At 49.1% G+C, this 15,594-nt stretch carries 13 protein-coding genes; 6 read left to right on the plus strand and 7 right to left on the minus strand.

Annotated elements, in window-relative coordinates; all coding sequences use genetic code 11:
- The first annotated feature begins 260 nt into the window (after positions 1–260).
- From dnaA to nadD, 3 genes are all read left to right on the plus strand, one after another.
- Positions 261–1,595: a chromosomal replication initiator protein DnaA gene (dnaA, locus tag X794_RS00005; protein WP_011308639.1), complete on the plus strand. Its 1,335-nt coding sequence runs from the start codon at positions 261–263 to the stop codon at positions 1,593–1,595.
- A gap of 330 nt (positions 1,596–1,925) precedes the next feature.
- On the plus strand, positions 1,926–3,200 hold the full coding sequence (gene obgE, locus X794_RS00010; RefSeq protein ID WP_011308640.1) for a GTPase ObgE: 1,275 nt from the start codon (positions 1,926–1,928) through the stop codon (positions 3,198–3,200).
- A complete protein-coding gene (gene nadD, locus X794_RS00015) occupies positions 3,188–3,802 on the plus strand; it encodes a nicotinate-nucleotide adenylyltransferase (protein WP_011308641.1) in 615 nt (204 codons plus the stop codon). Before obgE ends, nadD begins: the two co-directional genes overlap by 13 nt.
- Positions 3,803–3,883: 81 nt before the next feature.
- On the opposite strand, the gene gyrB is transcribed toward nadD, so the two are convergent.
- Positions 3,884–5,812, minus strand: coding sequence for a DNA topoisomerase (ATP-hydrolyzing) subunit B (gene gyrB, locus X794_RS00020; RefSeq protein WP_011308642.1), 1,929 nt, complete (start codon positions 5,810–5,812; stop codon positions 3,884–3,886).
- A gap of 204 nt (positions 5,813–6,016) precedes the next feature.
- Positions 6,017–8,203, minus strand: coding sequence for a RelA/SpoT family protein (locus X794_RS00025; RefSeq protein ID WP_034376967.1), 2,187 nt, complete (start codon positions 8,201–8,203; stop codon positions 6,017–6,019).
- A gap of 127 nt (positions 8,204–8,330) precedes the next feature.
- Between X794_RS00025 and hisS the strand changes: the two genes are divergently transcribed.
- Both hisS and X794_RS00035 read left to right on the plus strand, forming a co-directional pair.
- Complete coding sequence (gene hisS, locus X794_RS00030) at positions 8,331–9,587, plus strand: histidine--tRNA ligase (RefSeq protein WP_034376966.1); 1,257 nt, start codon at positions 8,331–8,333, stop codon at positions 9,585–9,587.
- Positions 9,584–10,747, plus strand: coding sequence for a saccharopine dehydrogenase NADP-binding domain-containing protein (locus X794_RS00035; RefSeq protein WP_015407362.1), 1,164 nt, complete (start codon positions 9,584–9,586; stop codon positions 10,745–10,747). Before hisS ends, X794_RS00035 begins: the two co-directional genes overlap by 4 nt.
- Here the strand turns inward: X794_RS00035 and X794_RS00040 are convergent.
- From X794_RS00040 to pyrF, 5 genes are all read right to left on the minus strand, one after another.
- Entirely contained in the window at positions 10,744–11,367 is a 624-nt protein-coding gene (locus tag X794_RS00040; protein ID WP_080510965.1) for a glycerol-3-phosphate acyltransferase, read from the minus strand. The two genes, X794_RS00035 and X794_RS00040, sit on opposite strands and share 4 nt — an antisense overlap.
- A gap of 32 nt (positions 11,368–11,399) precedes the next feature.
- Positions 11,400–12,320 carry a branched-chain amino acid transaminase gene (locus X794_RS00045; RefSeq protein WP_011308647.1) on the minus strand — a complete coding sequence of 307 codons (921 nt, stop codon included), beginning with the start codon at positions 12,318–12,320 and terminating at the stop codon, positions 11,400–11,402.
- Positions 12,321–12,473: 153 nt separating this feature from the next.
- Entirely contained in the window at positions 12,474–13,646 is a 1,173-nt protein-coding gene (dinB, locus tag X794_RS00050; RefSeq protein ID WP_015407363.1) for a DNA polymerase IV, read from the minus strand.
- Positions 13,646–13,834, minus strand: a complete 189-nt coding sequence (locus tag X794_RS00055; protein WP_011928553.1) for a DUF951 domain-containing protein — start codon at positions 13,832–13,834, stop codon at positions 13,646–13,648. The genes dinB and X794_RS00055 overlap by 1 nt, the downstream gene beginning before the upstream one ends.
- 70 nt (positions 13,835–13,904) lie before the next feature.
- Positions 13,905–14,717: an orotidine-5'-phosphate decarboxylase gene (gene pyrF, locus X794_RS00060; protein WP_034376963.1), complete on the minus strand. Its 813-nt coding sequence runs from the start codon at positions 14,715–14,717 to the stop codon at positions 13,905–13,907.
- A 147-nt stretch (positions 14,718–14,864) separates the two neighbouring features.
- Here pyrF and X794_RS00065 point away from each other — a divergent pair, with 147 nt between their 5' ends.
- Positions 14,865–15,560: a GIN domain-containing protein gene (locus X794_RS00065; RefSeq protein WP_034376961.1), complete on the plus strand. Its 696-nt coding sequence runs from the start codon at positions 14,865–14,867 to the stop codon at positions 15,558–15,560.
- The last annotated feature ends 34 nt before the right edge of the window (positions 15,561–15,594 follow it).

Genomic DNA, 15,594 nt, shown 5'->3' on the forward strand with positions numbered 1-15,594 from the left:
ACAACTTTATTTTAATTTATGTATCTAGGAGGGCTAAAAGAGGCTAAAATCAAGCCTGCCAGAGAGATTTGGAGAGTAACAGAGTGTCAAGTGACCTTCTATCCCTATCACAGGCACCTTGCTTGTTGTCAACCGCCATTGTTACTATTTATCTAGTCTTTAACAGATTGGTACTTATTCTTACAGGGGTGGATCATTTTCATGGCAGAGTGTGTACCCCCTTGATTTCAAACACGGTTTAATTACTGGGAGGGATATTTTTGTCTATTCGGCCTGCACAAGAACTATGGGAAACAGCCCTGGGGGAGATTGAACTTCAGGTAAACAAGCCCAATTTCCGTACCTGGTTTGCCAAAACTGTCGGCCTTAAATACGACGGCAGTGAATTTGTTATAGGCGTTCCCAATACTTTTGTGGCCGAATATCTGGAGCTTAATCAGCGTTCGCTGATTGAAAAAACCCTGATAAATACTACCCACAGTCCGGTAGAGCTCTGTTTTCAGCTTATCCAGTCCGGGCAGGTACCGGCTGCTGTTCCTCAGACAAACAAACAGAAACAGGAATCTCCCTTTAATCCCCGTTATACCTTTGAATCTTTCATAGTGGGGTCATGCAACCGCATGGCTCACGCTGCCTCGCTGGCAGCCGCCCAGAATCCCGGAAAGAGTTATAACCCTCTTTATATTTATGCAGAGGCTGGTTTAGGCAAAACCCATCTCCTGCAGGCCATCGGACATCTGGCAAACCTGAACCGCCGCAAGGCTCTGTATGTCAGCGGAGAACAGTTTACCACTGACTTTATATCTTCTATCCGAAACGGCCAAACTGAAGAATTCCGTTCCCGTTACCGGGATGTAGACCTATTGCTTTTGGATGATGTCCAGTTTATTGGCGGTAAGGAACAGACTGAAGAATGTTTATTCCATACCTTTAATGATCTGCATAATTCCAACCGCCAGATAGTTATTTCGGCAGATTCCCCACCCAAGTCACTGCCCCAGCTGGCCGAAAGATTACGGTCACGCTTTGAGTGGGGGCTCACTATTGAGATTGAACCGCCGGATGAAAAAACCCGTCTTGAGCTTCTGCAGCTTAAAGCTGAGCAATCCGGTACAGAACTGAATATGGATACTCTGGAATATCTGGCACAGGCAGTGAAGCACAATATCCGCGAACTGGAAGGCAGCCTTAACCGGGTGCTGGCGTATGCCCGTTTGCTAAGGGCTGCCATTACCCCCGACCTGGCTGCCAGAGCCCTTTCGGACATTGGCTCCCGTCCGGTCAGGGAAAACAGCCCCCTTCGTCCGGGTAATATAATTTCAGCCGTATCCCAGGTATTTCAGATACCGACAACCGAACTTTTGGGTGCCGCCCGTGACAAAGATACTGCTCTGGCCCGCCAGTTTGCCATGTTTATACTCAAACAACAAAATTCTGCCTCTCTGGTAGAGATAGGTCAGTCTTTAGGCGGAAGAAGTGCTTCTACCGTCAGCCATGCCTGTGATAAAATCCAGCTGGAGCTGGAAAACAGCACCTTTCTGCGTCTGAAAATGACCGAGGTTCAAAACCACCTTTCCCAACAGCGCCTTCCCTGATTCCTTTAACTGCCATTTATTCCTGACATTTCCATGGTTGTTGTTTTTTCTGTAATACTTGGTTGCCCACCGGGGGCATTTACAGGTTTTTTCTATTCCTTTTCGACAGTCTTTCTATAACTTCGGTATATTTTTCGATAACCGGACTAAATTTTAGATAACTTTAAGAAATCTCTGCTTTAAAAAATGGCTTCGTGCTTTAAAATAGCGATTTTATTCGTAAAGTCTTATTATTATTATTTCTGATATACTTAAAAATAAACAAGTTAAAGTTTAAGTGATTTCGATAACCTAAGAATTAGATAACTTTTTAGATAAGGTGTTTTAGAGATGTTTGACAGAGTAGAAATTAATATCAAGGCTGGAGACGGCGGTAGTGGCAAGGTGAGCTTCAGGCGTGAAAAATTCGTTCCTTACGGCGGGCCTGACGGGGGCGACGGCGGAGACGGCGGCAACGTATATCTGGAAGCTGATTCCGGGCTTTACAGCCTTTTAAATTTTAAGCATAAAAGAGTTCATAAAGCCTCTAACGGTGAAGGCGGTATGGGCAGCCGTTGCACTGGCCACAACGGGGCAGACCTGGTGATAAAAGTGCCGGTTGGTACGGTGGCTACTATTCTGGAGGAAAACGGCCAGAAAAGGGTTCTGGCTGATTTGGCGGCCGACGGAGACCGCACCCTGGTAGCTCACGGGGGACAGGGAGGGTTGGGTAATACCCATTTTGTTTCCTCTACCAATCAAGCCCCCATGCTGGCTCAAAAAGGCCAGCCGGGCGGCGAATATGACCTGATACTGGAACTGAAACTTATTGCCGATGTGGCTATTATCGGCTATCCGAATGTGGGCAAGTCTTCACTGCTTTCCCTGCTGACAGCGGCTAAACCCAAAGTAGCCAACTATCCTTTTACTACTCTATCACCGGTAATGGGGGTTATCGAACGTCCGGAGGGTGTCTTTGTCATGGCAGAAGTACCCGGACTTATTGAAAATGCCCATCTGGGCAAGGGTCTCGGGCACGATTTCTTACGCCATATTTCCCGCACCCGTATGGTTATCCACCTGCTGGATGGCACTTCAGAAAACCCTATAGACGATATGATAAAGGTCAACAGCGAGCTGTATCTTTACGATGCCTCTTTGTCCGAACGCCCCCAGGTGGTAGCTATAAACAAGATAGATGATGAGCTGGTACAGCTCAGGCGGGAAGAACTTAAGGAGACTTTTAAAGAAGCCGGGCTGGAGGTATTTTTTATTTCCGCCCTGACAGGCGAAGGGGTGGATGTACTGCTGGCTAAAGTAGCGGAAAAGCTGGACATTCTTAAAGCGGCGGATATATCCGAAACAGCTCCCGACCATGAAGTAAAGATTTTCCGGCCTGCCCCCAAGGGTAAAATGGGTTTTCGTATTACCCGTTTGGAAGATGGCTGGCAGGTGGAAGCCCCTGAGATTGAGCGGATTATTGAGCACTCTGATATTGAAGACCCGGAGGTCAGGCGGCAGGTAATGGTGCTTTTGAAACACCGCAGTGTCCAGCAATCTTTGATAAAGTCCGGGGCAGTTATCGGCCAAAAGATTATAACCGGCAGGATGGAATGGTATCTTTAAAAACAGGCATACTGGGGGGAACTTTTGACCCCATTCATACCGGCCACCTGATACTGGCCGATGAGGTAAAAAACAGGCTGGGGCTGGACGAGGTTATTTTTATACCCACCGGTCAGCCCTATTATAAAGCGGATAAAACTATCAGCCCGGCTGAAGACCGCCTGAATATGGTTAAGCTGGCCATATCGGACAAGCCCTATTTCAGGGTTATGGATATTGAAATAAAAAGAAGCGGTCCCACCTATACGGCTGATACCTTAAACGATCTGAAGACTATTTTGCCCGAAAAGACCGAGCTTTACTTTATGCTGGGCTGGGATAATCTGGAGGCTTTGCCGCGCTGGCACAAGGCTTCTGAAATAATACGGCTTTGCCGGCTGGTAGCCGCACCCCGCATAGGGCAGGTGAAACCGGACGTGGACGAACTGGATGATAAATTGCCCGGTTTACAGCAGAGCCTTATCCTGCTTTCCAAGCCGGAGGTTGATATATCTTCTTCTCTGGTACGGGAAAGAGTAGAAAACGGGCAGGGAGTGGAACATCTGGTGCCGGCGGCAGTTGCTTCGTATATCAAAGAGCACAACCTGTACTGCCGTAAATAAATCCGGTATTAAAACTGTCAGATAAAAATTAAGGGGCGTCTTAGACGCCCCTTAGCTGTTTTCTAAGGCTTTAATAAAGGCTTAGATATCCAGGTTCTTGACGGTGCGGGAGTGAGACTGGATAAAGGCCTTGCGGGGAGCTACTTCACCGCCCATCAGCAGGTTAAAAATCTGGTCAGCCTTGGCGGCATCTTCCACTTTTACTTCAAGCAGGGTGCGGCTGGCCGGGTCCATGGTAGTCCTCCAGAGTTGCTCGGCACTCATTTCACCCAGACCTTTATACCGCTGGATATCTACCTTGGTGCTCTTGGTCTGGGCAAGGATAGCCTCTTTTTCAGCATCATTGTATACCCAGTGCTCGGTACTGCCTATTTTTATCTTGTAGAGAGGCGGCTGGGCAATGAATAAATGGCTTTCGGTAATAAGGCGGGGCATATGGCGGAAGAAAAAGGTTAAAAGGAGTGTCCGTATATGAGAGCCGTCCACATCAGCATCTGTCATGAGTACCAGACGGTTGTAGCGCAGTTTAGAGGGGTCAAAATCATTATCTATACCGGCTGCCAGAGCGGTGATGATGGCCCTGATTTCTTCGTGAGCCAGCATCTTGTCAGGTGAAGCCTTTTCTACGTTCAAAATTTTACCCCGTAACGGGAGTATGGCCTGAAAGCGGCGGTTTCGGCCCTGTTTGGCTGAACCACCGGCTGAATCACCCTCTACCAGAAACAGTTCGCACAGCGAAGCATCACGCTCTGAGCAGTCTGCCAGCTTGCCAGGCAGGGTGCCTGTATCCAGAGCACTCTTGCGGATAATCAGGTCACGGGCCTTGCGGGCGGCTTCACGGGCCTTGGCGGCGGTTATACATTTTTCTAATATGCGTTTGGTATCATCCGGATGTTCTTCCAGATAAAGGGAAAGCTGTTCGGCAACGGCACTTTCCACAAAACTCTTTATTTCAATATTGCCCAGCTTGCCCTTGGTCTGTCCCTCAAACTGGGGTTCGGGCAGTTTGACGCTGACGATGGCTACGATGCCTTCACGTACGTCATCACCCATCAGGTTCGGGTCGGTGTCTTTAAGAAATTTGGACTTGTGGGCGTAGTCATTAAAAGCCCGGGTCAGGGCGGAACGAAAACCGGTCAGGTGGGTACCGCCGTCTACGGTATTTACACAGTTGGCAAAGGTAAGGGTGGAATCCGAGTAGCCGTCATTGTACTGGATAGCTACTTCCAGAATAGTGCTGTCGGATTTTTTGGTTATATAAATAGGCTGGCGGTGGCGTACTTCGCGGTTGCGGTTTAGATGGCGTACAAAGCCGGTAATACCACCCTCAAAGTAATAAGTACGTTCCTGATCAGATTTTTCGTCGTAAATATATACCTCAAGCCCCTTGTTGAGATAGGCTATCTCCCGCAGGCGGTCAGTCAGGGTTTCAAAGTCATATTCCGTGGTGGAAAATATTTGTGAATCAGCCATGAATATAGTGGTGGTACCGGAACCTTCTGATACTCCCACTTCTTCCAGCGGGGTGCTGGGCTTGCCGCGCAGGTAGCTTTGCTGGTAAATTTTGCCGTTGCGCCTGACCTTGACTGTAGTCCATTCGGACAGAGCGTTTACCACTGAAGCACCCACACCATGCAGACCGCCGGATACCTGATAGGTCTTGCCGCCGAATTTGGCACCGGCATGCAGGACGGTCATAACCGTTTCAAGGGCGGAAATCTTGGTAGTAGAGTGAATGTCTACCGGGATACCGCGGCCGTTATCCTCAACGCTGACACTGCCGTCTTTAAACATTATGACCTTAATCCGGTCACATACCCCGGCCATGGCTTCATCTACGCTGTTATAAACAATTTCATAAACCAGGTGATGCAACCCCCGCTGGTCTGTAGAGCCGATATACATGCCCGGCCTTTTGCGGACAGCGGCCAGACCTTCCAGTACCTGGATATCACTGGCTGTATAGGTTTCTGAATTGGCACCCGGTTTGGCTTTATTTGCATCTAACATAATTTCATTTCATCCTGCGGCTTAAAATATATAAATGATAAGAGGCTGAGACAAAGGCTCTTTAAAAAGAGACAAAAAAAGAGAGGTTTCAGAGGTAGATTTTGACAGACTCTAAAAGCTTTCATTAGATATCCAATTATAGCACAGAGGGTTAAAGGGGTAAAGAATTTAGCTATACGCCAGCTTTGGCTGGCAGAAGAAGGATTAGCCGGATCTTGAGCCGTCCGCGCCCACCCGGTTTATGCTTATTATTCCGCGTATACCTTCAAGTTTGGCCATCAATCTGGTCAGCTGGGAAAGGCTTTTTATCTGGGTAGTCATGGCCAGTGTGGTGGTTTTATCGTCATTTTCGGTTACAGTCATGGAGAGGATACTGATTTTTTCTTCAGCTACCACGGTGGAAACATCCCGTACCAGACCCACCCTGTCCCATGCCTGAATGCGGATAGATGCCGGGTAAAGTTCTTCTTTTGGCATACCCCAGTCTACGCTCACCAGTCTCTCCCTTTCTTCCTCGTGCAGAATATTGTGGCAGTCTTGGCGGTGTACCGTAACGCCCCGGTTACGGGTGACATAACCTATAATATCGTCCCCGGGTACCGGGTTGCAGCACTTGGCAATATTGGTTAAAAGAGAACCGGTGCCCATCACCGAAACACTGCTCTGGGAGGTAGGTTTGGTGGTTTGAGTGGGGGGAGTGACCACCCGCGGCTGTTCCTGCTGGCTGAGGAGTTTCATGGATACCTGATGAACTGAAACTGCCCCGTAACCTATTGCCATCAGAAATTCATCTGTGTTTTCATATTTAAAGGTTTTGGCCAAAGCATCACGGTCAACTGTTTTGATGCCGATATGCTTAAGCTCTTTTTCAAGCAGTTCCCGTCCGCGGTCCAGATTTTCGGTTCGTTCCTGCTTCTTGAACCAGGCCAGTATCTTTTCGCGGGCGTGATGGGTTTTGATATAACCCATATTGACATTCAGCCAGTCACGGCTGGGCCCGCGGTCTTTCTTGGTGGTGACTATTTCTACCACCTCGCCGTTTTTTAGCTGGTAATCCAGCGGTACCAGCCTGCCGTTAGCTTTTGCACCTATACAGCGGTTGCCCAGTTCGGTATGAATGCGGTAAGCGAAATCTATGGGGGTAGCCCCCTTGGCCAAATCCTTTATTTCTCCTTTGGGGGTAAAGACAAAGACCTGGTCATTGAAAATATCGGTCTTGACAGATTCCAGAAATTCTTCGGCACCGCGCATATCCCGGTGCCACTCTATAAGCTGTCTTAACCAGCCTATGCGGTCTTCAAAGTTTACGTCTTCTTTACCGGCGGTTTTATAACGCCAGTGGGCGGCTACGCCGTATTCGGCAATATGGTGCATCTGGTAGGTGCGTACCTGAACCTCAAGCGGGGTAGTGCCCAAGCTCATAACGGCGGTATGGAGGGATTGGTAGCCGTTTGGTTTGGGGTTGGCGATATAATCATCAAAAGCACCCGGTATGGGGTGCCACAGACTGTGGACAATGCCTACCGCATGGTAACAGTCCGGTATGTCATTTACCAGCACCCTTAGGGCGAGTACGTCATAAATATCTTCAAATTGTTTGCCCTGCGAGGCATACTTTTCCATTTTCTGATAAATGCTGTAAAGGTGTTTGGGGCGGCCGGAGACTTCAACGTTCAGTCCGTTTTTTTCAAATTCACCTTGCAGAATGGCACTTACGTGTTCAAGATAATTCTGGCGTTGGGCAAGTTTTGAATCTACCAGATTGGCTACCTGCCGGTAATGGCGGGGGTCAAGGTAACGGAAGGCCAGGTCTTCCAGTTGCCATTTCAGTTCCCAGATACCCAGACGGTGGGCCAGCGGGGCATATATCTCCATGGTTTCCTTGGCTATACTGCGGCGTTTTTCGGGTGAGAGTGCCTGAAGGGTGCGCATATTGTGAAAGCGGTCTGCCAGCTTTATAAAAACTACCCGCAAATCCTCGGCCATGGCCACCAGCATTTTACGCAGGTTTTCGGCCTGACGGAGGCTGGCATTGCCGCCGGGGCGTCGGGCATCTTCTATGGCCGGACCAAGTGCCAGTTTGCTTAGTTTGGTTACCCCGTCTACCAGTTTGGCCACATCTGCCCCGAATTTTTTGTCTATCTGCTCCAGGCTGATATTGGCATCTTCGGGTACATCATGGAGCAGGGCAGCCGAAAGTGTGGCGGCGTCCAGCTGGAGGTCAGCCAAAGTCATGGCCACGTTTAAGGGGTGTTCAATAAATGGTTCGCCGGATTTTCGCATCTGGCCGGCATGGGCTGCGGCGGCATAGTTATATGCCTCCTCCAGAAGCGTCAGTTTTTCCGGGGGGAGGTATTTGGAGGCCTTTTCTTTAAGATCGGCGAATTCCATTTTGAAATACCGCCCTTGATTTAATAACTAAAAGTATAGCGCACTGACAGCAGTGTGTACAAAATCTGGCGTCAGGCGCAACTAAGGTCTATAATAGAGACCACTTCCAGTTAAAGGAGATACCAGCTTGTACCAGTCACCCAGAGGTACAGAAGATATATTGCCTGAAGACCAGCCTTACTGGCATTTCGTCAGGCAACAAGCCGCCCGTATAGCCGCCCTGTATGGTTACCAGAGAACAGATACCCCTGTATTTGAGGATGCCGGGCTGTTTGTACGCAGTGTGGGTGAAGGGACAGATATTGTCTCCAAAGAAATGTATACGTTTGAAGACCGGGGCGGAGATAAACTGACCTTGCGCCCTGAGGGGACTGCACCTGTCTGCCGGGCGTACCTGGAGCATGGCATGCAGACCCGTACCAAGCCGGTCAAGCTTTATTACCTGAGCTCTATTTTCCGTTATGACCGCCCTCAGGCCGGGCGTTACCGCCAGCACCATCAGTTTGGTTTTGAAGCTATTGGCGAGGCTGATGCTTCGCTGGATGCCGAGATAATAGAAATGGCCTGGAGTTTTTACAATCTGCTGGGCATTACTGACCTTTCGCTGGAATTGAACAGCATAGGTTGCCGGCAGTGCCGCCCGAATTATATTTCGGCACTTAAAGATTACTACCAGCAACATTCGGGCAAACTCTGCCCTGACTGTAATACCCGTCTGGATAAAAATACTCTGCGCCTGCTGGACTGTAAACGGGCGGAATGCCAAGCTGTGGCTGGAAATGCCCCTAGAAGTGCAGATTACCTTTGCCCGGACTGCCTTGCCCACTATAGCCGCCTGAAAGAGTGTCTGACAATTTTAGACCTGCCCTTCCATGAGAATTTCCGTCTGGTAAGGGGTCTTGATTATTACAGCCGCACGGTTTTTGAAATTCAGCCCATGGCAGAGGGTGCCCAGAGCACCATTGGCGGCGGCGGACGCTATGACGGGCTGATAGAACAGCTTGGCGGAGAGGCTACCCCGGCTATGGGGTTTGCTACCGGTATTGAGCGGATTATTTTAAACCTGAAGCGTCAGGGCATTGTGCCTTCTCCCTTGCCGTCTCCCGCTGTTTTTCTGGCCTATATGGGAGAGACAGCGGCTTTGGCTTCATTTGCTTTGGCATCAGACCTGCGTAAAGCAGGCATAGGGATATACCAGACATATGCCCAGAAAAGCATCAAGGCTCAGCTCAGGCAGGCTAACAGTTTGGGGGTAGACTGGGTGGTAATACTGGGTGAAGAAGAACTGAAGCAGGGCTGTGCCGTTCTTCGGAATATGAAGGAAGCCGGGCAGGCAAATATACCTCTTGACCAACTTATATGTGAGATAAAGAAGCAGATATGACAAAAAATATATTGATTATCGGCGGTTATGGCAATGCCGGCAGTTGTATAGCTATGCTGCTGATGCAGGAAACAGATGCCCGTATATTTCTGGGCGGCAGGAGTCTGGAGAAAGCCAAATATGTGGCCGAAGGCTTAAACCGGCTGGAAAATATCCAGCGGGTGGAGGGTGTGCGGCTGAATGTAGAAGACCCCCAGAGCCTGAAAGAAGCTTTTAGCGGCATGGATATAGTAGTGGTGGCTTCCAATACACCTGAATATGCCCGCCAGATTGCCGTTGCCGCTTTGGAAGCCAAAGTGGATTATATTGATATCCAGTATTCAGACCGCAAACTTCATCAGCTGAAACTGCTCTCCCAGAAGATAAATAACGCTAATTTGTGCTTTATAACCGAGGCCGGCTCTTTACCGGGACTGCCTTCGGCGCTGGTTCATTTAGTTCATCAGGATTTCACCACTCTGGAAAGGGTTTCGGTGGGAGCCATTATCTGCCAGAACTGGAAATCAGCCATATCTGAAGAGCGTACCAACGAGGTTATGCGTCAGCTTTCTGATTACCAACCCTATGTTTACAAAAATTATCATTGGAAGCGTCTGGGCTGGTTTCACCCCGGCACTTCGCGCACTTTTAATTTCGGATCTTTCGGCCGTTTATCCTGCGGCCCTATGACCCTTGAAGAGATGCGTCCGCTGCCCGGCATGTATACTACTCTCAAAGAACTGGGTTTTTATATGGGCGGGTTTAACTGGTTTACCAACTGGATAAGCATACCCCTTTTAAACCTTGGGCTGCGCTTTTTTGGTAAAGAAGCCAAACGTTCTTTGGGTAAACTGCTTGTCTGGGGGCTTCGCAATTTTGACAACCAGCCTTATGGAATGGCGATTAAAGTTTCCGCCAGAGGCGAACGGGGTGGGATAAGGGAGAGGCAGGATATACTTCTTTCCCATAAAGATGCTTATATGTTTACGGCTATACCTCTAGTAGCCTGTTTGAAACAGTATTTAGACGGCTCTGCCCGCCGCTCCGGTTTGTATTATATGGGGCATCTGGTAGATTCAAAGCGGCTGGTGGGAGATATGGAAAAAATGGGTATGACCATCCGTTTCCAAACCCAGCTGGTGGATAAACCTCCGGTAGCGCGCCCCCGCATAGAGGATTAGCCCTTATCCGGCCGTTTCCAGTGGTCAACTATCAGGTTGCGTCGGTTAGCCGGGTCACGCAGGCTTTTCCTGTTGTCCAGTACGAACTTGCCCCCTATCATTAAAAAGAGCAAAACTGATATCAGGGTGGCAAATTCGGAATGGCTGCCGTACCAGACTAAAAAGGGCAGGCTGAAAAGGGCAATCCCGGTGGCTAGGGCTATATTTCGGGTAAGGGCTAAAGGTATAAAAACCAGCAGTGCCAGTATACCCAGCTGTTGGGGAAGACCGTAAACAGGCAGCAAGAACAGCATTGCCCCGAATGCCGGCCCCAGCCCTTTGCCGCCTTTGAAATCCAGCCAGACAGACCAGTTATGCCCGATTACGGCCATGAAACCGGTCAGAATAACCCACTGGGCATTTTGGGTAAGCAGATAATAGGAAACAGAAACTGCCAGAGCGCCTTTAACCAGATCTATAAAGGCTACGCTGATGCCTGCCCCCGTACCTACTTCACGGAAGGTATTTAATCCCCCCACATTCCCCCCGCCCATCTGGCGTATGTCCCGCCCGATAAGGCGGCGGGTGACCAGATAAGCTGAGGGGATAGAACCCAGCAAATATCCTGTCAGGAGCGACAGTAAAGTATATATAATGCCCTCCTACGGATCATTTACAGGTTATAAACCGGGGTACACCAGTTTTCATACTTGGTGATGTTGCCTTTGATGGCTTCAAAATACAAATCTTTCAGTTTAGCGGTTAACGGCCCAATCTCGCCGTTGCCCACCTTGCGGTGGTCAATTTCAGAAACAGGAGTCAGATGGGCGGCTGTGCCGGTCAGGAAACATTCTTCGGCCATATAAAGCTCCACCCGGTCAATGCTTCTTTCAACCACCTGCAGGCCAAGCTCTTTTTCGGCCAGCTCCATAACCGAGTTACGGGTAATGCCGTCCAGTATGCTGTCGCAAATGGGAGGGGTAATAAGCTTCCCCTTGCGGACCAAAAACAGGTTTTCACCGCTGCCTTCAGAGACATGCCCGTCCGGGGTCAGCATAATGCCTTCGTCAAAGCCATTTTCAACTGCTTCGGTCTTGGTAAAGGCATTATTCAGGTAAATGCCGGTGGACTTCAGCTGGGGAGGCATAACGTTGTCGTCAGGGCGGCGCCAAGTGGAAACACAGCAGTGGCAGGTATCTTTATCTATATATCTGCCCCAGGGTATGGCCACAATCAGCAAATCACATTCCAGATTGTGCAGTCTGACCCCGAAGCTCTCGGAACTTTTATAAGCTAGGGGTCGGATATATATATCCTCCTTAAAACCGCACTTGCGGACCAGCTCAATTGTAATTTTACAAAGCTCATCCACCGTGTAGGGGAGGTCCATTTTGAGCACTTTGGCACCGGAAAGCAGCCGGGTATAGTGCTCCTTCAGGCGGAATACGTACATCTGCTTCTTTTCATCATTCCAGTTGCCGCGAATGCCTTCAAATACCCCGGTACCATAGTGCAGGGCATGGGTCATTACCCCAATCTTGGCATCCTCCAGCGGTATTATCTGTTTTTTAAAGTAAGCATATGACGTTCCCATCTTGCGGACTCCTTTCTTTGAAGATAGATTATAGTCCGCCGGGTATTAAAGGACAAGCCGAGATTGGGTAGGGGATTAATCTGAAGAAGACTATTTTGGGTTAAGAGGGAGGGGGTAAGAGGTAAATGCCCAATCTTGTAAATAAAATACTGCCTAAAACATATCCTTCAGCCTGTATGTCCGCCCGGTTTGGACTGAACTGAAACCGTACTTCTGGCGGATTTTATCCAGAGAGGCGTCCAGTTTTTCCAGCCGTGCTTTGGCTGGGTCTATTTCCAGCTGTTTTTCCGGGCCGCAGAAATCGCTTATGCCTACCCCCAGCAGTCTGACGGTTTGGCGGTCTGAATCCAGTATGCCGTTCATCAGACTAAGGGCTGTCTGGAATATCTCGCGGTTGCCGGAGGCAGGTTGTCCAAGGTGCTTCTGGCGGGTCAGGGTGGTAAAGTCTGCAAAGCGTATTTTTATCTGGACTACCCGAGCCTGTTTGCCCCGTTTGCGGAGGGTGGCGGTAATTTTTTCGGAGAGATAACTTAGCTTAGCTTCCAGAAAAGTCTGGTTTCGGGTGTCTGTCTCAAAGGTGGTTTCGCGGCTGATAGACTTGGCTTCAGAGGGCATTTCAACCGGGCGGTTGTCTATTCCCATGGCGGCATTTGAAAGGTACGGGGCATATGCCCCCAAACGGCTTTTTAGAAATGAAGCAGGCAGGGCAGCCAGCTTGCCCAGAGTATCTATCCCAAGTGATTTCAGGTGCTGTTCGGTTTTTTTGCCTATACCCGGCATTACGGCTATATCCAAAGGGGCTAAAAAGGAGGCTTCTTCACCCGCAGGTACTTCGCACTGGCCATTGGGTTTGGCCCGTTCGGTAGCTATCTTGGCTGCTACTTTGGAATTGGCAATGCCGATACTGGCGTTTATACCCAGTTCGGCAGTGATGCGGCGGCGGATTTTAGAGGCCATTTCGGCAATGCTGCCGTGCAGGGATTCAAAGCCGGTTACTTCCAGATAGGCTTCATCCAGACCCATGGGTTCAAGGAAGGGTGAGAAATCTGAGAGTATAAGCATAAATTTTTCGGAATACTCACGGTAAAGCTGGTGATTGCCTTCAATAAATATAGCTTGAGGGCAGAGATTTTTGGCGGTGATAAGCGGCATGCCGGAGTGGATACCGAATTTGCGGGCTTCGTATGAGGCGGCGGCTACTACGCCCCGCCGTTCGGGTTTGCCCCCTACTATAACCGGTTTGTCTTTGAGTTCAGGGCGGACTGCCTGTTCTACCGAAACAAAAAAGGCATCCAAGTCTACGTGCATTACCCGTCTGATACTCATTACTCGCCGGGCTTTATCAGGCATTTAACCTTTTTCTCAAACAGGGGTCGGGATAGTAGCAGGTGGTGACCGCAACGCAGGCAGGTAATGCCTATATCTGACCCCGCAAAGTCCACCTTCCAGTCTGTACCGCCGCAGGGGTGGGGTTTACGCAGCTTGTATACATCTCCGGGGTTTATTTCTGGCATTTTACTTCCGTATGGCGTGTGCGTTTATCCGAAATGTGCCGGATATAAAAGCAGCAGCCTTTTCCGTATATTAAAAACGTTTTCGGTAATGGTTTATGGCGTCCCGCATCTGTTCGGCGGCTTCGGCTGCCCCTTGGGCAAATTCACTGCCGCTACGGGCGTAAAGTATGCCGCGGGAAGCGCATATAATAGCCAGTTCACCGTTGGGGTTAGTCCCGTTTTCTATGGTAGCCTTCAGGTCTCCGCCCTGAGCGCCTATACCCGGAATAAGAAAAGGTAGTTTGGGGTAGCTGAGGCGGAGTTTTTTAAGCTCTTCCTGCTGGGTAGCACCCACCACCAGCCCAATATTCTCATAACGGTTCCAAAGGGAAGCCTTGTCTGCCACCACTTCATACAGAAAGCGTTTTTGCCCCAGATATTCGGTCTTCAGCATCTGGAAATCTGTTGAGCCCTGATTGGAGGTGCGGCAGAGGATAAATATACCCTTGTCCTGATACTCAATAAAGGGTTCAAGAGAGTCATAACCCAGATACGGGCTGACAGTTACGCCATCACAATCCAGTTCGTCTAATATGGCTCTGGCATAGGCTTTTGATGTATTGCCTATATCTCCCCTTTTGGCATCCGCTATGGTTATGAGTTCACGGGGAATAAGCTCACAGGTTTCAGATAAAATTTCCCAGCCCTGTTTGCCCAAAGCTTCGTAAAAGGCCAGATTTATTTTGTATCCGCAGACAAAAGGTGCGGTGGCTTCTATAATTTCGCGGTTAAATTCCAGTGCGCTCATGCCCACCAGCATAAGTTTCGGGTCGGGGTCCAGCCCTACGCAAAGCAGGCTTTTGTTTCTGTTGCCGGCCTGTTTTAGTTTTTCTAAAAACTTCATGTGTGTAATCCTCTGGAAAGGATATTAGCAACTGTAATGCCTTCCAGTCAAGAGAATAAAATCAGGAAATATGGAGGGCAGTATATTTAAATGCTTTATTTCAGGTGGTAACATAAAGCGGGAGAATAAACATGGAGGAATGTGTCCATGAAGAAAGAATTTCCGAATAAAAATTTTCAACGGATAGAGGCCGGGCATGGTTTTGAGATAAGCCTGATACGGTCAGATAGTTTTGAAGTAACTGTAGATGCATCTGAAGACGGGTTTAGAAATATTGAAATAAAGCAGGAAGGCGACAAGCTGTGGCTGATGTATAGTCCCAGTATTTTCAGCCTGAAAAACCTGCTGCCGGGCTGGTACTTGCCCAGAGCTACCGTTAAAATGCCCCGGTTGGGCGGACTCTACATAAACGGGGCAACCAGAGCTAAACTGGAAGGTTTTGATTCGAACGGGAAACTGGAAATAAAGCTAAGCGGTGCCAGTCAGCTTGAGGGTGAAGTGAAGGCGGGGGAAGCCGAAATTAAGGCTGAAGCGGCTAGCGAGGTAAGGCTAAAAGGGGTTTTTAAGAAGCTGAAACTGGAACTGGAAAGCGGCAGCAAGGTGCAGTTGGAAGGCTGGACTGAGGAATTGGAAGCCGAGGCAAAAGGCGTAAGCCAGATTGCACTGGATAAAATGGTCTGCAAGCAGGCAAAAGTAAAACTGGAAAATGCCAGTCAGGCGGAACTCCGGGTTGAAGAAGTGCTTAACGTGAAACTGAACGGCGCTTCTGAACTGAAATATGCCGGAAGTCCCTGTTTTAATGAAGTGGAAATAAAAGGTTCTTCCAGCCTGAGCAAAAGCTGATAAAATGGTATAATCAATCCCTTTCAAGGAGGCT

It is taken from the genome of Dehalococcoides mccartyi CG5 (assembly GCF_000830885.1).
GTDB lineage: Bacteria > Chloroflexota > Dehalococcoidia > Dehalococcoidales > Dehalococcoidaceae > Dehalococcoides > Dehalococcoides mccartyi_B.